The organism is Pseudomonas sp. MPB23, assembly GCF_046605395.1.
GTDB lineage: Bacteria > Pseudomonadota > Gammaproteobacteria > Pseudomonadales > Pseudomonadaceae > Aquipseudomonas.
In genome coordinates this window covers 1,119,519-1,136,506 of record NZ_CP176771.1, presented here as the reverse complement: position 1 = coordinate 1,136,506, position 16,988 = coordinate 1,119,519, and the positions used below count along the sequence as shown (strand labels likewise).

General features: G+C 60.9%; 16 protein-coding genes. 3 read left to right on the top strand and 13 right to left on the bottom strand.

Annotated features, from left to right (window positions below):
* The first annotated feature begins 9 nt into the window (after positions 1–9).
* Together ACLH0J_RS05125 and yjiA are read left to right on the top strand one after the other, a co-directional pair.
* Positions 10–207, top strand: coding sequence for a YbdD/YjiX family protein (locus ACLH0J_RS05125; RefSeq protein WP_003176208.1), 198 nt, complete (start codon positions 10–12; stop codon positions 205–207).
* A gap of 136 nt (positions 208–343) precedes the next feature.
* Positions 344–1,303, top strand: a complete 960-nt coding sequence (yjiA, locus tag ACLH0J_RS05120; RefSeq protein ID WP_411391112.1) for a GTPase — start codon at positions 344–346, stop codon at positions 1,301–1,303.
* Positions 1,304–1,362: 59 nt separating this feature from the next.
* Here the strand turns inward: yjiA and glyA are convergent, their stop codons facing one another.
* From glyA to ACLH0J_RS05055, 13 genes are all read right to left on the bottom strand, one after another.
* Positions 1,363–2,616 (bottom strand): serine hydroxymethyltransferase, encoded by a 1,254-nt coding sequence (gene glyA, locus ACLH0J_RS05115; RefSeq protein WP_411391111.1) that lies wholly within the window; start codon positions 2,614–2,616, stop codon positions 1,363–1,365.
* 131 nt (positions 2,617–2,747) lie between these two features.
* Positions 2,748–6,599 (bottom strand): EAL domain-containing protein, encoded by a 3,852-nt coding sequence (locus tag ACLH0J_RS05110; RefSeq protein WP_411391110.1) that lies wholly within the window; start codon positions 6,597–6,599, stop codon positions 2,748–2,750.
* 114 nt (positions 6,600–6,713) lie between these two features.
* Positions 6,714–7,325 carry a LysE family translocator gene (locus ACLH0J_RS05105; RefSeq protein WP_411391109.1) on the bottom strand — a complete coding sequence of 204 codons (612 nt, stop codon included), beginning with the start codon at positions 7,323–7,325 and terminating at the stop codon, positions 6,714–6,716.
* 38 nt (positions 7,326–7,363) lie between these two features.
* Positions 7,364–8,002 carry an alanine--tRNA ligase-related protein gene (locus tag ACLH0J_RS05100; protein ID WP_411391108.1) on the bottom strand — a complete coding sequence of 213 codons (639 nt, stop codon included), beginning with the start codon at positions 8,000–8,002 and terminating at the stop codon, positions 7,364–7,366.
* 5 nt (positions 8,003–8,007) lie between these two features.
* On the bottom strand, positions 8,008–8,772 hold the full coding sequence (locus ACLH0J_RS05095) for a thioesterase II family protein (RefSeq protein WP_411391107.1): 765 nt from the start codon (positions 8,770–8,772) through the stop codon (positions 8,008–8,010).
* 9 nt (positions 8,773–8,781) lie between these two features.
* Positions 8,782–9,204, bottom strand: a complete 423-nt coding sequence (locus tag ACLH0J_RS05090; protein ID WP_010562556.1) for a VOC family protein — start codon at positions 9,202–9,204, stop codon at positions 8,782–8,784.
* 9 nt (positions 9,205–9,213) lie between these two features.
* Complete coding sequence (locus ACLH0J_RS05085; RefSeq protein ID WP_010562557.1) at positions 9,214–10,143, bottom strand: chlorinating enzyme; 930 nt, start codon at positions 10,141–10,143, stop codon at positions 9,214–9,216.
* A gap of 8 nt (positions 10,144–10,151) precedes the next feature.
* Entirely contained in the window at positions 10,152–11,930 is a 1,779-nt protein-coding gene (locus tag ACLH0J_RS05080; RefSeq protein ID WP_411391106.1) for a non-ribosomal peptide synthetase, read from the bottom strand.
* Entirely contained in the window at positions 11,927–12,775 is an 849-nt protein-coding gene (locus tag ACLH0J_RS05075; protein WP_010562559.1) for an alpha/beta hydrolase, read from the bottom strand. The genes ACLH0J_RS05080 and ACLH0J_RS05075 overlap by 4 nt, the downstream gene beginning before the upstream one ends.
* An 11-nt stretch (positions 12,776–12,786) precedes the next feature.
* Entirely contained in the window at positions 12,787–13,017 is a 231-nt protein-coding gene (locus ACLH0J_RS05070) for an acyl carrier protein (protein ID WP_411391105.1), read from the bottom strand.
* 57 nt (positions 13,018–13,074) lie between these two features.
* Positions 13,075–13,875, bottom strand: coding sequence for a hypothetical protein (locus ACLH0J_RS05065; protein ID WP_411391104.1), 801 nt, complete (start codon positions 13,873–13,875; stop codon positions 13,075–13,077).
* Between the two features lie 63 nt (positions 13,876–13,938).
* Positions 13,939–14,931: a class I SAM-dependent methyltransferase gene (locus ACLH0J_RS05060; RefSeq protein ID WP_411391103.1), complete on the bottom strand. Its 993-nt coding sequence runs from the start codon at positions 14,929–14,931 to the stop codon at positions 13,939–13,941.
* Positions 14,932–14,961: 30 nt separating this feature from the next.
* Positions 14,962–15,633 carry a GntR family transcriptional regulator gene (locus ACLH0J_RS05055; RefSeq protein WP_411391102.1) on the bottom strand — a complete coding sequence of 224 codons (672 nt, stop codon included), beginning with the start codon at positions 15,631–15,633 and terminating at the stop codon, positions 14,962–14,964.
* A gap of 100 nt (positions 15,634–15,733) precedes the next feature.
* Between ACLH0J_RS05055 and ACLH0J_RS05050 the strand changes: the two genes are divergently transcribed.
* Positions 15,734–16,930 carry a benzoate/H(+) symporter BenE family transporter gene (locus ACLH0J_RS05050; protein ID WP_411391101.1) on the top strand — a complete coding sequence of 399 codons (1,197 nt, stop codon included), beginning with the start codon at positions 15,734–15,736 and terminating at the stop codon, positions 16,928–16,930.
* Positions 16,931–16,988: the final 58 nt, after the last annotated feature.

Here is a 16,988-nt window from a genome sequence, read left to right as displayed (position 1 = left end):
ATTGCAACCATGTTCAATGACATCAGTCGCCTCGGTAAATACCTCGGTCAGGCCGCGCGCCTGATGGTCGGCATGCCCGACTACGACACCTACGTCGAGCATATGCAGACCAAGCACCCGGACAAGCCGATGATGGACTACAAGGCGTTCTTCCGGGAACGCCAGGAAGCCCGTTACGGCGGCAAGGGTGGGCCCAAGTGTTGCTGATTTAACGCAACTCTCCTGTGGGAGGGGGCTTGCTCCCGATAGCGGTGTGTCAGGCAATTATCTGTCACTGACATACCGCTATCGGGAGCAAGCCCCCTCCCACATTTGTTTCTGTGTTCCTTCAAGGAGAATTTCTTTGTCCTCTCCCATTCCCGTTACCGTCTTCAGCGGTTTCCTCGGCGCCGGCAAGACCACCTTGCTGCGCCACCTGCTCAAAGCCGAGCACGGCTTGAAAATCGCCGTGATCGAAAACGAATTCAGCGACGCCGGTATCGACACCCAACTGCTGGGTGCCGAGCCGGTGCAAGTCATGACCCTGTCCAACGGCTGCGTGTGCTGCACCATCCACACCGACCTGACCAAAGCCCTGTACCTGCTGCTCGAACGCCTGGACAGCGGCGAGATCGCCTTCGACCGCCTGGTGATCGAATGCACCGGCCTGGCCGACCCGGCCCCCGTGGCCCAGACCTTTTTCATCGATGAAGAACTGCGCGAGCGTTACATCCTCGACGGCATCATCACCCTGGTGGACGCCGCCCACGCCGAACACCACTTGACCCAGACCATCGCCCAGGCGCAGATCGGGTTTGCCGACCGCCTGCTGGTGAGTAAGCGCGACCTGGTGGACGACGCCAGTTTCGAGGCCCTCAGCCAGCGCCTGACCCGCATCAACCGCCGCGCGCCAATTCGCGTGGTCGACCACGGCAACATCGACCTGGCCGAACTGCTCGATGTGCGCGGCTTCAACCTCAATGCCGGCATGAGCCTGCGTCCGGTCAGCGCCGCGCCGTCCGTCGACCGCATTTCCAGCCTGGTGCTGCGCACCGAACAACCGCTGGATATCGACCGCCTCAGCGAGTTCATGAACGAGTTGTTGGAAGACCACGGTAAGCAGTTGCTGCGCTACAAAGGCGTGCTGAACATTGCCGGGGAAGATCGGCGCATGGTGTTCCAGGGCGTGCTGAAACTCTACGGCTTCGACTGGGATACCGAATGGGCCGAGGACGAGGCGCGGGAAAGTGTGATCGTGTTTATTGCCGATGAATTGCCGGAAGACAAGATTCGCGCAGGCTTTGCGAAGGTCTACCAAGCCTGACCTGATTTGCATAAAAAAGCCCGGCTCAAGAGCCGGGCTTCTTGTTCAAGCAACTGCTATCAAGCGCCGTAGACCGGCAGCTTTTTGCAGATGGCCTTGACCTTCTCACGGACCGCGTCGATCACGGCGTCGTTGTTCAGGTCAGCCAGGATGTCGCAGATCCAGCCGGCCAGTTCCTTGCACTCTGCTTCCTTGAAGCCACGGGTGGTCACAGCCGGGGTGCCGAAGCGCAGGCCGGAGGTGACGAACGGCGAACGTGGATCGTTCGGTACGGAGTTCTTGTTCACGGTGATGAAGGCTTTGCCCAGGGCAGCGTCAGCATCTTTACCGGAGATGTCCTGCTTGATCAGCGACAGCAGGAACAGGTGGTTTTCAGTCCCGCCGGACACCACGTCAAAACCGCGTGCGATAAACACCTCGGCCATGGCCTTGGCGTTTTTCACCACTTGTTGCTGGTAAGTCTTGAACTCAGGTTGCAGCGCTTCCTTGAAGCAGATCGCTTTGGCCGCGATCACGTGCTCCAGCGGGCCGCCTTGGGCGCCTGGGAATACCGCGGAATTGAGCTTCTTCTCGATCTCGGCGTTGGCGCGCGCCAGGATCAGGCCGCCACGCGGACCGCGCAGGGTCTTGTGGGTGGTGGTGGTCACGACGTCAGCGAACGGCACCGGGTTCGGATAGACGCCAGCGGCGACCAGACCGGCCACGTGGGCCATGTCGACGAACAGGTAGGCGCCCACTTTGTCGGCGATGGCGCGGAAGCGTGGGAAGTCGAGGATCTGCGAGTAGGCAGAGAAACCGGCCACGATCATTTTCGGCTTGTGCTCGACCGCCAGGCGCTCGACTTCGTCGTAGTCGATCAGGCCGTTGGCATCGATACCGTATTGAACGGCGTTGTACAGCTTGCCGGAGGAGGAAACGCTGGCGCCGTGGGTCAGGTGACCGCCGTGGGCCAGGCTCATGCCCAGGATGGTGTCGCCGCCTTGCAGCAGGGCCAGGTACACGGCGCTGTTGGCTTGGGAGCCGGCGTGTGGCTGGACGTTGGCGTAATCGGCGCCGAACAGTTGCTTGGCGCGGTCGATGGCCAGTTGCTCAACCACGTCGACGTATTCGCAGCCGCCGTAGTAGCGCTTGCCTGGGTAGCCTTCGGCGTACTTGTTGGTCAGAACCGAACCTTGAGCCTCCATTACCGCAGGGCTGGTGTAGTTTTCCGAAGCGATCAGCTCAATGTGCTCTTCCTGGCGCACGGCTTCTTGCTCCATGGCGGCGAAGAGATCGGCGTCGTACTTGGCAATGGTCAAATCACGGCTGAACATGGCGGTCCTCAAGGATCGGGGGCAGAAAAGGAGGGCATTCTAACCCAACGGGTTTTAGATGGCATATGAAAGGACATCATGTCGCGGACAAGCGGGGCTCATCTGGGGATCAGCGGCTTCATCGCAGACAGTCAGTCGAACATGAACAGCGCGTCATTGCTGAACTGCGCCGCGAACCGGTGCGGTGGCATCGGCCGCCCGAACAGATACCCCTGCACTTCGTCGCAGCCATGCTCACGCAGGAAGTCCAGCTGTTCATGGGTTTCCACACCCTCGGCGATCACCGCCAGGTTGAGGCTGTGGGCCATGGCGATAATGGCGCGGGCGATCTGCGCATCCTGCTCGCCCGACGGCAGGCCGTCGACGAAGGTGCGGTCGATCTTCAAGACGTCGATGGGGAATTGCTTGAGGTAGTTGAGCGACGAATAGCCGGTGCCGAAGTCATCCACCGCGATGCTCAGGCCCAGGTTTTTCAGGCTGTCGAGGATCTGCATGGCTTCGTTGACTTCGCGCATCAGAATACTTTCGGTCAGTTCCAGCTCCAGGCACGCCGGCGGCAGGCCGGTGTCCTTAAGGATGGTGGCGATGCGCTCACCCAGTTGACCATCGGAGAATTGCCGCGCCGAGATGTTCACCGAGACTTTCGGTACGCGCACCTTGTTCTGGTGCCAGCTCTTGAGTTGGCGGCACGCTTCGCTGATCACCCAGTCGCCGACGTCGACCACCAGGCCCAATTCTTCCAGCACCGGAATGAAGTCGCCCGGCGGCACCAGCCCGCGACGCGGATGGCGCCAGCGCAGCAGGGCTTCGGCACCGGTCAGGCGTTTGCCGTCGCCGCTGAATTGCGGTTGGTAATAAAGCACGAATTCGTTCTGGTCCAGGGCGTGGCGCAGGTCGCTTTCCAGCTCCAGGCGTTCCAGGGCGCTGGCGTTCATGTCGGCCTGGTAGAACTGGAAGTTGTTCTTGCCGCGCTCCTTGGCGTGATACATCGCGGTGTCGGCGTTTTTCATCAACTGGCTCAGTTCGTTGCCGTCCTGGGGGCTGAGGGCGATGCCGATACTGGCGGTGACGAAGAACTCGCGGCCTTCCAGCACGAACGGCTTGACCAGGCTGGCGAGTATTTGCTCGGCCACATGAATTGCACGGTTCAGCGCCATTTCGCGGCTGATCCGCGGTTGCAGGAGCAAGGTGAACTCGTCACCGCCCATGCGCGCCACGGTGTCGTCCTCGGCCACGCAGCCCAGCAGGCGCGTGGCCATTTCCTTGAGCATGCGGTCGCCGGCGGCGTGGCCCAGGGAGTCGTTGATCGGTTTGAAGCGGTCAAGGTCGAGGAACATCAGCACTACCCATGACTTCTGCCGTTCGGCCGACTGCAATGCGGTGTGCAGGCGATCCTGGAACAGCGTGCGGTTGGGCAGGTGGGTCAGGGCGTCGTAATAGGCCAGGCGGTGGATGCGCTGTTCGCTGGCCTTGCGCTCGCTGATATCACTGAAGAAACACACGTAGCTGGCCAGGTCGCCTTCGTCGTCGAACACCGCAGTAATGCCGACCCAGGCCGGGTAGTGTTCGCCGCTGCGGCGCTTGAGCCACACTTCGCCTTCCCAGGTGCTGTGCTGGTGCAGTTGCTTGAGCACGTAGTGCAGATGGGCTTCCTGTTGCTCATCGACGGTCAGCATGTTGGGCAACTGGTCGAGCACATCGCTGACCGCATAGCCGCTGACCCGGCTGAATGCCTCGTTGGCTTGCACGATATAGCCCGCCGGGTCGGTGATCAGGATCGCCGAGGTGGAGTGTTCGAATACCGTGGCGGCCATGCGCAGGTCTTTTTCGGCGCGGCGCTGCTGGCTGACATCGCGGCCCACGCCGAGGATGCCCTCGAAGGCGCCGTGTTCGTCCCACACCAGCACCAGGCGCGCCTCGATCGGCACTTTGCGCCCGTCGGCGCGCAGGCAGTCGAACAGGAACAGCTGGGTTTGCACTTCGTCGCGCAGTTTATTCAGCGCTTCGGGGTCGCCCAGCGCGCGGCTGACCTGTTCCACCAGCTTCCGGATGCCGGCCAGTTGCTGCGGGTTGGCGATGATCGACTGCCAGCCGTTCTTGAATACCCAGTCCACGTCATAGCCCAGCACGGCACTGACCGACGGGCTGATGTAGTTGAGCGCCAATTGACTGTCGGTGGAACAGATCACGTCGCTGATGCTTTCGGCCAACATGCGGTAGCGCTGTTCGCTGTCGCGCAGGGATTCGCTGGCCTCGATCTGGTCGGTGATGTCCTTGGCCACGCCGATGATGCGCGTGACCTGTGTGGTCTTGTCCCGTGCCAGGGCCTGTTCGCGTATGTCGAAGCGCCGCCACTGGTTATTGCGGTGGCGGAAGCGCAGTTGGCATTGCAACTGGGCGCTGTAGCCGGCCAGGCGTTGCTGCTGGCGCAAGTCGTGATAATGCTCGGCGTCTTCGGGGTGCAGCAGGATTTCCCAGAAATACTCGCCCATTTGCTGAAGTTCGGCCTTGTTATAGCCAAGGGTGTGGCCCAAGTGGTGGTTACTGAAAATCATGCGCTGGCTGATCACGTCCTGCACATACAGGTGGTCGGGCACGGTGCGCACCACGTCCGACCAGAAACTTTCACGTTCCACCAGCGAGAGTTCGATCAGCTTGCGGCTGGTGATATCGCTGATGCTCAGGATCACGGCCTTGAAATCGTCCTGCTGTTCCGGAAGGCGCATCACCAGCCACAGGTATTGCTCGTTGCCGGCCGCATCCTTGAGCTGGATTTCCAGCTCTAGCTGGCGCTGCTGCGTCAGGATCGCTTCGAGCACCTGGTAGCCGATGGCGGTCGTGTTACGCGGGCAGTCGTTGATCAGCCGTTCCCACGCCTCTTCACAGGAACTGACGTCCAGCAGGCATACCGCCACCTGGTTGACCTCGGTGATGCGCAGTTCCTTGAGTAACTGTTTGCCCTCGATGGGGTTGTCCTGCAGCCAGGCCTGCAGTTGCTCGGGGGTCTGCAGATTCGCCTTATCGAAGTATCCATGCAGGCCCGACAGGTCCAGCACGCACAAGGCCACGCCGGTGCCTTCGAAAATATCCTGATAGCGCCGTCGGCCCTCGTGCACCTGACGCTGGCGGCGGCGCATGTTCAGCAGCACGATGACCGGGATCAGCGAAAATGCCAGGCCCAGCAGGCATTTGCCGATAAACGCCGGCAGCAGTTCCTCGAGCACGGCCGTGCGGTCGAACAGCCCGCGCAATTGCCAGTCGCTTTTGCTCAGGGGCGTGATCAGTACGCTTTTATTCAGTTCGTCCGGGGTGAGGGCGCTGGGCCACTGGGCCGGCGTGCCGCTGTCCCGGCTGATGACGCGGTGGTTGACGCGGTTCTCGATGGCCCACGTGGGGCGCTGGCCCTGGCCGTCCTGACGGGTGAGGTTGGTCAGGTAGTCGGGCGCCAGGCGCAGGGCCCAGTACAGCCTGGAGCCACCGCTGGGCTGGTGCAGCAATAAATAGATGAGGGTGCCGTCGTCGCTGTTGCTCAGGTAATAGGACTGGCCTTGGCTGCGTTGCACCAACGCTTCGAGCCAGGCGCTGTCCTGGCTGTCGGTCGCGCTGTCACTGATCATCGCGCCACTGGGGGCGAGCAGGGCAATACTGCGCAGTTCCGGCAGGGAACGCTGCAGGGTGCGCATCAGGGTTTGTTGCTGTTCGCTGTCGTGCGGCGGCTCGACCATCGGTAGCAGGTTGAGGGCGATTTTTGCGCTCAGGGCCATGTTCAGGCTGATCTGCTCAGCCAGGTCGGCGCTGTAGTCGATGGTGTATTGCTGCTGGTTTTTCCGGGTCTGCTGCAACTGGTCCAGCAACTGCCAGAACAATAACGCGAGCAACAGCAGGACAAGCGTCGCCAATGCGCCTTTGAGGGTGCCGTGCAGTGGCGCTCCCGGCGCTATATGAGCAGCGCGCAGGGGAGTGGGCGGCGTGACTTTGGACAAGCTGTGATCCTGCGGTTTGGCTGGACTGGCGCGCGACGTGCACTATAGCCGGACGCCCGGAGGGCAGCTAGCATGCCTTGACTTGTGGCAAAGTGCCAGTCCCACCTGGCGGGACTAAGGCATGACGCTGATGTGCGTCAGGGAGTCCGCCAGCCGGGAGAGGATCGCCACCGCAAAGCAGCAGATAACCACAGATGCCGTGCGGTTGATAGTGTGGGCCGTCAGCCAGGCATAGCCGCCACGCTTGATGCGTGCGCCGAACAGCACCCAGGCGCAGCCGACCGGGATCACCACCGCCGTGAATTGCCCGACAAATTGCAGGTACAAGGTCGGGTCGGTAAACGTCTGGGCCGGGACGATGAACGAGACCACCAGCAGGCCCTTGGGGTTGATCAGCGTCAGCAAAAAGAAATGCCCTCTGGACACGCGTGCTTCCGGCGCGGCTTTCAAGGTGTCGTCAGGACGGCGCCAGAGCATGTACGAGGTCTTGATCAAATAGCACACCGAGGCGAACTGCACGAGCCTCAGGCACCAGGGCGCGCTGTCGCCGAGATGGCTGAGCAGGTAGCCCCAGAAGGATATTTGCACCAGGTACGCCAGGCACTCCAGCAGGCTCAGGGGCCAGGCGCGCTTGAAGCCGGTGAGCACCCCCGAGCGTAATAGCAGGGTGTTGGTTGGCCCCGGCATTAATAGCAGCAACCCAAGTGCAGACATGACATTCAGCATGAAGGCAGCCTCCTGAAGCCTCTGAGGGCATTGAACGGTTAATCCATCAGATAGATTTCGACGCGCTCTTTGTGCGCGCCGATGTTATTGCGCTTGAGGCGAATCCGCCCGATTTCGCCGGTTTTGCGCAGGTGCGTACCGCCGCAGGGCACCTGGGAAAACCCTTCGATACGCCAGCAGCGCCGCAACTGCTCGGCGTCGGTGAAGCGACTTTCAATCGGCAGGTCGGCCGCCACCAGCGTCTCGACGTCTTGCAGGATGCTGGCGAAGTGTTGGCTGACATTACCGTCCAGGGCAAAGTCGATCCGCGCTTTGCCCTGGGCGATGTGGGCGCCGATTTTCTCAAGGCCGGGGAATTTCTTGTAGAACAGTTCCAGCACGACTTCAGCGGCGAAGTGCAAGCGCATCAGCGCGTAGCGCCGGGGCCAGTCGATCTGCACATTGACCTGATCGCCCACGGCAAAGTCCGGGTCGGCAGCCAGGCGGTAGATAATCCGGTCCCCGTCGACGATGGCCTGGCTGACCTCAATGTGGTTGATGGTGCCGCTGTCCGACTCTTGGCCGCCGGATTCGGCGAAGAAAATCGTCGGGCTGATCATGACATCACGGCCCTCGACGCTCAGCACATTGGCGTCCAGGTTCGACAGGTAAGGGGTGTTCCAGAATGCACGTTCCATACGGCTTAGCGGCCTTGTTCACTGAGGTGGGTTAAAAGGGTCAAGTAAAAGCGCGGAAAGTCGCTTTTGAAGAAAAAGTGCCCGCCAGGCAGGCATTGGCTATGGAACGCCACGCTGCTGTAGGGGCGCCACTCGTCGAGACGGTGGGTGTCGATCAACGGATCGTCCAGGCCGTTGAGGGTCAGCAGCGGCATCGGCAAGGGCTGGAGAAAGCGGTAGGTAAGCTGTGCGTTAAGCGCCAAATCGGCCTTGAGCTTGTTCAAGGTGGCGCGGGCGAAACTGCAATCGGCGTCTGGCGGCAAGGGTAATAGGCTTTGCGCACACACGTGCTGCCACAACTGCTCGTCGTCCATTGCCCCCAACAGGGGGGAATAACCGGTGTGGGGCGGCATGCGACCCGACAGCACCAATTGGGTGGGCAGCGGGTGGCCGCGTGTGGCCAGGGTGTGGGCGACATCAAGTGCCAGGCCCGCGCCGAAGCTGTGGCCATAGAAGGCAAAGGGCAGCGTCAGCGCTTGCAGCGCGTCGACGATGGCCTCGATCAACTCGTGGACGTTGGCCACGGGGGGCTCCTTTATCCGCTCTTCGCGGCCCGGCAGTTTGACCGCCCACGGTGCGATGCCGATGCTGTGCAGCGCGCTCAACCCCTGGAACGACGACACTGCGCCACCGCCATAGGGGAAACACAGCAGAATGCTCCGGGCCTCCTTGGATGAGGGTTCGGGCAAGGGCGCAAGCCAGCGCGATGGCGCTGCCAGGATGTCAGCCATGGCCTCTCCTTAGCCGGTGATCTCGAACAAGCCCACGGCCGGGTGGTACATGTGCGAAGTGGTCAGCGAGCAATGTTCGGCCGTCGCTGGATAGGGAATCGTCATCGCCGTGGTCACCGTCACCCCGCCAATCTGCGCCAGGGAGGCTTGGGTAGCCGAGAGGTCGCTGACCCTGAAAGCGGCGTGATACAGGCACGCGTCCACGTCCTGCAATAACCGGCTGACCACGCTGTCAGGGCGAAAGGGCTCGACCACTTCGACGATTTCGCCGGCCGGCGAGCGTAACTTGGTGATGAATACGCCGAACTTATCGATCGGTTGCCGATGGAACAGCACTTCAAACCCCAAGGCCGTGAAAAAGGCCGACGTTTTCTCCGTGGAGCGGGTGGCGTAGGCGATATGGTCGATCCCCAGGTAAGAAGGCTGTTCCATGGGCGTTCCTCAATAGCTGGCCAAGGGTTTCAGGTCCAGGCCACTGAGGCTCCTGGACGCCACTCGGTTCTGCGGGTCGGTACGTGTACCGGCCACCTGCACCACGCCGAACTTGTCCAGGCGGTACTCGCCACCAAATTCCTTCACGTAGTCGGTGTCGGGATAGACCTTCACACGGCCTGGGACATAACGGGCCACATAACCGAGGCGGGTTTTGTCCGACGTCGAGTTGGGCAACGAGGAGTGCATCAGCATCGAGCGGAAAATCACGAATTGCCCGGCTTTCATCACAATCGGTACCGCGGCCGCTTCATCTGGCTGCCAGCCCTTGTCCTTTTGCAAGGTGCTGTAGTCGTAGCCATTGAAGCCACGCGCGTATTGGCCCTTGACCACGTCCTTGTTGGCGACCGGGTCGAATGTCATGCCGATGGACTCGTCGTAGTTCATTTTCCGGTGGGTGCCGGGGATGAACAGCATGCAGCCGTTCTCCGGGGTGGCGTCGGTGAATCCGGTCCACACGTTAATGGCACCCCCGAACGGCTCATCCTCAGGCCAGACCAACTGCGGCTCCCCGGACGCATGCCCGAAGGTATCGGCCTGGTGCCAGTCGGTGCCTTCATTGCCAGGGTATTTGGGGATGAATTCACTTCTCCAGCAGATGACGTCCGGGCCGAGGATGCTCCTGAGGCGGTGCACGATCTCTGTGCGAAACACGTGGCGGGTCAGCAGTTCGACGTCCAGGTGCCGGTCGTAATTGGTGATCGCCACATCGTGGGGTGCGTCATAGGGCGCGTGGGTGCGGTTGAACAGCTGCGCGCGAACCGTCTTGTGCAACTGCATCATTTCTTCAGGCTCATAGAGCGTGAAGGGGCCGATAAAACCGTCCCGGTCGAATTGCTGGAGTTCCTGTTCCGTCAACGAAAAGTCAGTGATGTCCATGTCCGCTCCTAAGCGTGGTGACTGAGGTTTTCATGCGTTACGTAGTACTGCACCCACTCCTGCAAGGTGTTCAACCGGGCGACTTCATCGAATGGGGTTTTCCTGCCAAGGGTCTGATTGATTTGGGTATGGGCCATCACGACGCTCAGGGACGAGGCGCCGTAGGCGTAAATGGAGTTTTCCAGTTGCAAGTCCTGCGTGCCCAGGATGCCGGACCACGCTTCCAGGACCGCCGATCCGGCTGCTGGCGCGCGCACTCCCGTGGTGGGTGTTTTGCCGGCCAGTGATTGCAACGCGCGTTTATCGACCTTGCCGTTGGCGGTGAGCGGCAACTCGAATAACCGAATGATGCGGGCGGGCAACATATAGTGAGGAAGCCGGCCGGCCAACAGGCTCAGCAGCTTGCCTTCGTCCGTGTCCGGCCAGCCGTGCTGGAACACGATAAAGGCGTGCAAGCAGCTTTCCAGGGCGTTCATGGTCCGTGACAGCACCACGGCTTGAGCAATACCGGGCAATTGGGTCAGCGCCCGTTCGACCTCGGCGAGCTCCACGCGGTAGCCCTGGATCTTGACCTGTTCGTCGACACGGCCCTGATAGAAGAAAACGCCGTGTTCGTCCTCGATCACGTAGTCGCCGGTGCGGTAATAGATGCCCTCTGGCCCGTGCAGGAAACGCAGGCGGGTCAGTTCATCGTCCAGGTAGCCCAGGGCCAGGTTGCGGCCGCCCAGCAGCAGTTCGCCCGGTGTGCCGCGCGGCACCGGCCGAAGGTCAGCATCGACGACTTGGGCATGAACGTGCTTGAGCAGCCGGCCGATGGGAATCGCATCGTCGTCGATATCCTTGAGCGTGCTGAGGCAATGCCAGGTTGAAAACACGGTGTTCTCGGTCGGGCCATAGCCGTTCACCAGGGTAATGCCCGGGTTGGCGGTCAGCAGTGCCCTGGCATGGATCGGCTTGAGCACTTCGCCGCCGACATAGAGCACGCGCACCCCATCGAGCATCCGCAGACGGTGTTGCGCCACCAGATGAAACAGCGAGGTGGTCAGCAACAGCACCTCGCATCGGGCTGTTTGCACGCAGGCGGCCAGGGTCTCGATATTGAAAGCGCCGGCATGCAGGGTGACGCAGGCACCGGTGAGCAGCGGCACCCAGACTTCGAACACCGCAGCGTCAAAGCTGATCGAGGAATGATGCACATAGCGCCGGGCCCGGCCCTGGACTTGCTCCTGGACGTTCTCCACCAGGTTCAACAGGCCGTCCTCATGGATGCGGACACCTTTGGGCACCCCAGTGGTGCCGGAAGTGAACATTATTGTGATGACCCCGGTATCGACCGAGCGCGTCCTGGCCGGCCGACGAAAGGCCGGGCCTTGGGCCAGGAGGGCGCCTTGATCGTCCAGGCGAAAGTGGGTCAGGCGTGGATCGATATTTGTGTCGTCGGGCTGGCCGATCAACAACAGGTGGCTGCAACCGAGCTGATCGAGTTGCGCGACGATGCGTTTGGCCGGCGCGCTCGGGTCGAGGCTCACGTACGCCACGCCCAGCTTGCAGCAGGCCAGCAGCGCGACCACGTAGGGCAGGCAACGACTGGCCATGAGCGGCAGGTAAGGCGCGTCGGCCAGGCCATGGCGGCTCAGTTGTTCACACAGCCCGAGTACCTGCTGATGCAGCTGCCGATAGGTAAGACCGTTGCCCTGGTCGACGACCGCCACGGCGTTGGGGGTTTGCAGGCAGATCGATTGAAATCGGCGAAACACCTTGGTCGTTGGCCAGTTGTGCGCATTCATCGGGCAGCCCTCGGTGCATGACGGTTCAGGAACGCGGTCATTGCCTGATACAACGGTTCATGACCGTCGACAAAGTCATGGTGCTGCCCCACCGGGTCTTCGACCAACTCGGCGTGGGCCAGCCATGTCGCGACGTATTTGGAGGACGCCGTGTCGGTGTAGCCATCGTTGCCGCCACACCAGACCAGGGTCGGCGTCTCGACGGCCTGGGCCGCGTGGGTGATTTCGAGGGTCTTGAGGTGGTTGAGGAAGATCAGGTATTGGCGGAATGCCTCCACTTCACGCAGGGGCCGGACCTGTTGGTAGCGATAGTCGCTGGGCGCGTAGCGACTGTTGGCATGCAACAGGCTGACGGCCTCGTACACTTGGGCCCAGTTGCCCAACGGGATCGACTGCATCATGCGTTCGACATCGCGCTCGTACTGGCTCTTGGCAATCGCGTCGCCCGGCAAGAAATACGCGCCGTTGAGCAACAGCAGCGCGCGGCAAGCGCCCTGGGCTCCCGCCAGCAACGCTACAGGCGCTGAAGAGCAATAGCCCACCAGCGCGTCCACCTGCATGCCTTCGGGCAACGCCGCGCATAGCTGCCGGTAGAAATCGGCGATGCCTTCACTGGGCGTCGGCGCGGTGGCCGTTGCATAGGACAACACGGCGTCGCTTTCCAGGATGATCAGGTTGAAGCGGCTGATGAGAAACAGCGCGGCGTTTTTCATGTAAAAACACTGGGTACCCACTGGCGACAGCAGCAGCAAGGTCGGTCGCGTCGGGTCAACAGGCAGGCTCTGTACACACGCCACACTGCCGGCGCGCGACAGGTTCAGGGTCAAGTTGAAGAGGCTGTGCATGGTGCTCCCCGTCAGGCGTGTTGAGCGGCTGTTGCCGATGGCAACTGATCCAGGATCGTTTGTTTGCACGGGTTCAGGAAAAACTGCTCCATGTTGATATTGGTGCCAAACGTCGTGTTCACCTGACTGATCAACTGAACGGCGGTCAGGGAGTTGGCGCCCAAGTCGAAGATGTCTTCGTGATTGGCGACCGGGCGCTGGAATACGTCTTCGAAGAGTTTGTCGAGTTTTTCATCACGCATGATTGATCTGCCTTTTCTGTCAAAAAAGGGGCCGGTCGCCCGGCCCGTCAGTCGGCGTCAGGCGGCGACGCGATCACCTTCGGCCTGGAGCAGCGTGGCGTCGAGCAGGTCCCATAACGCCGCCAGGTTGTCGAGGAAGTCATCGGCGCCTTGAACGATCGCGGCGCTGTTCTGCGGGTTGAGGACTGAGCCGACGGCCTCGATGGCATTCTGTTCGTGCTGGCATTCGGCCCCGGTCTCGCCATAGTGCTCCACCAGATAGTGCATGGCCGGTTCATCGAAGCTGGCGCGATATAAGCCGCTGTCGACCAGGCAGGTTTTTTCCCCAGGGATCAGTTGTCGATTGGAGATGATCTCCAGCGCCAGCGCGGTGCCAAGGCTTTTGTACACATCCTGGGCGGCCGTCGACTTGCGTGTCTCAAACGTACGGATCGCCTTTTTGGTCTGAGGCATCAGGCCGGTGGCGAAGTCATAGCCGGGCAGTTGGCCGAGCAGTTCGTCGGAGCAGCGCTTGAGCATGGACTCAATGTGGATCTGGTCGGTCAGGTCATCGAAGATCGCCTTGCCGGGTACGGAGCGGTTGATGATATGGCCGGCCATCATGGCCAGTTCCGGGCCGTGGTTTTCCTCGCTGTCGACAATCTCCTGGAGCAAGTGGCTTTCGGTCGAAAGGCCGATCTCCTTGAGCCCTTGGGGCAGGTTCCAGCCGGGGCGAGTGGCATCGCAGAAGCTGCGAATATGGTGGAACAGGGCACCGATGGCCTCGGTTCCTGGGTTGACGCGGGCCCAGTTGTGAAAAATCGGATGGCTATAGCAACGGTGGGCTTTGACACGCTCTACAAGGGTTTCTACGCGCATGGTTGATCTCCCGATGAGTGGCGACTACATAGGATTCCTTACTGTTCAAGGTTGGGTGTTGCTCTAATGACCGACAATCAGGCGGCTGCCGGAAAGGCCGGGTTTACTTAAGGTCACGTCCATGAACCCGGCCTGTTCGAGCAGGGCTTTCCAGCCCTCCTCTGAGGGGAATTTGCGGTCCATGAAGTGGGTATGCAAAAACGTGAAGGCCAGCGAATAGGCGTTGTTTTCCCAGGGCGCATCGTCGGGGATGGCATCCGCTATCACCAGTTTGACGCGGGGCGAGGCGGCCTTGATGGCGGCCAGCAGGCGCGGCAGCACCTGGCTTTGCGTGGGGTTGAGGTCGTGGAAGACGAAACCGGCATGGATGACGTCGACATCCTTGAGCAAGGTGGGGTCGTCGATCAGGCTTTCAACGGGCGCGTGGATCACTTGGAGCCGATGGCTCAAGCCTTTGTCTTGAATGATTTCGCGGGCCTTCTGGCAGGCGCTGGCGCTCAGGTCGATGCCGATCGCAGTGGCTTGTGGCAACTGCTCCAGCAATCGGATCAGCAGGCCGCAGGTGCCTGAACCGAAGTCGATGATTTTCTTGGGCTGGGCTTGCAGGATTTCCCGTTCGGCATGGGGATAGAAGTCGGTCGCGCCCATCCACTTGGACGTGCGGGCCACGTGTTCGCCGTTGCGCACGTAGGTGTCGATGGCTGCATGCATGTTGTTGGCGAACTGCACCGGGTGTTCGATCAGCGGTGCGCAAGACTGCAAGGCCCAGAGCAGGTAGCCGCAGTTGTTGACGGCCACCGGCAGGGCGGCGGTGCCGGTGTAGCTGTCGGCGTGGGGGCCGGGGGCGGCCAATCCCAATTTGCACAGGGCCGCCAGGTAAGCATCGACAAAATGCCGCTGGGCACCGCTGAGGTTCACCACTCGTTCAGCGTCGAAGGGGTCGCCCTGCATCAACAGGTCGATCACCCCCAGGCGCGCGCCCATCTCCAGGAAAATCGATTTGCCCGCCAGGTTTTGCGCAGAGTCCATCGCTGATGCCGACATGACTTCGGTCATGATCTACCTCCTTGTAGAGTGAGCGTGCGCTCAGTTTTTTCGGTCGAAAAAGTTTTCCAGTGCAATGGCCGCCTTCGTCAAATGTTTGCGTACCAGTTCCTCGGCGCGGTCCAGGTCGTGGTGGGAGGCAGCTTCAACCATGGCCAGGTGTTCATCCTGCGACATGTGCTCGCGCCCCATGGCCGAGAGGTGAAAGCGCAGGTACCGGTCTTCGACGGACAGTTGCTTCTCCACCATTTGCAACAACTTGGCATGCGGCGTTTTTCCGTACAGGCACATGTGAAAACGCTTGTTCAATTCACCCAGCTGATCCATCTCCACTTCATCACTCATTTGCTGGATCAGATCCCGGGCCTGCTGGAGATCCTCACTCGTCAAATGCGGAATCGAATACCGGATGGCAGCCGGTTCCAGTGCCAGGCGGATGGCGTAGTTATCCAGGCCATCGGCCTTGGATATCTGCGTCACGATCGCGCCCTTGTAGGGAACGAAATCCACCAGTGCCTGTGCCTCGAGTTTCTTCAGGGCTTCGCGAACCGGCATGCGACTGACATTGAAGGTTTGCGCCAGTTCTTCCTGGCGCAGAACCTCTCCGGGGGGAAGACGTCCCTCCAGAATCGCCTGCTTTAACACCTGTTCTATCTGCTCGCTTGCAGTCCTGTGTTGAATATCTCCGAGGTCACTTAGCCGTTTGCTTTTCAAATCTACTTCTCTTTACTATCGGACAACATATCCAATATCCAATGGATATTGGTTTTAGCACCGGTTTTCAGAGTATGCAAGTCAGAGCGGGAGTAACGGTATGGGGGCCTTGGACAAGGCGAGAGCAGGGGCACAACGTTGGCCCGAAGAGGGCTGGAGCCTGATCAGCACCGGTGCCAGTGCCGCGCTGATCGGGTTTATCAGTACGTTCTTTATCGTGTTGCAGGGTTTGTATAACGTCGGCGCTTCCCCCCATCAGGCGGTGACGGCCCTGGCGGTGCTGTGCCTGTTCCAGGGCATCATGGGCCTCGTGTTTTCCCTGGCCACTCGAAAGCCCTATACCTTTGCCTGGTCGACGCCGGGGGCGGCGATTTTGCTCAGCTATAACCAACCGCTGAGCGGGTTTGAGGAAGCGGTCGGGGCGTTCTGCATGGCGGGTGGGCTGATGCTGGGGATGGCGCTGGTGCCGCGCCTGTCCCGCTACCTCGAAAAAATTCCCGTCAGCCTGTCATCCGCGATGCTGGCCGGGGTGTTGTTGTCCCTGGCCAAGTCCTTTGTGCCGGCCTTTGAACAGTACCCACTGATCGTCGGGATGGTCGCGCTTGTCTGGCTGCTGCTGTTTATCGTCAAGCCACTGTTTTCGCTGCCGGTATCGTTGTGCGTGCTGCTTGCCTATTTTTTGATCAAACAGCCACTGGGGCATGCTGTCGAAGTTTCCGACTATCGGTTCGAGTGGGTGGTCCCGGTGTTTACCCTCTCATCGTTCATCAACCTGTCGATACCGCTGTTTGTGGTCACGCTGTTCTCACAGAACATCCCCGGCTATCTGATCATGCGTAACAACGGCTATGCCACGCGCTTCCCGGGCACGCTGTTCGTCACGGGGCTGGCGACCTCGTGCGCCTCGCTCTTGGGCTGTCACGGGCTCAACCTCGCGGCGCTGACGGCGGCTATGTGTGCAGGACCGCTGGCGTCGTCTGATAAGTCGCTGCGATATATCGCCAGCTGTGCCGCTGGCGTCAGCTATTTGCTGATGGCGCTGTTCGCTGCCGGCCTGGTGAGCCTGCTGGCGGTGATTCCGTCGCCCGTCATCCTGGCCCTGGCGGCGTTGGCGATGTTCAGCACGCTGGCCGATGCGCTCAGGGACGCGCTCAAGCAGGACCTGTATTACCCGGCGGTCGCGACGCTGATGGTCACGGTGTATTTCCCCAACTTCTTCCACGTATCGTCATCTTTCTGGGGGCTGGTGCTGGGTACCTTGTTCTATCTGGCCTACAGCAAGAAAAAGCTGGGTTGAAAGCACCTGTCAACCTGCCCGCCGTCGCCCACTTAGGTTAACCTTGAGGATTCGCAAT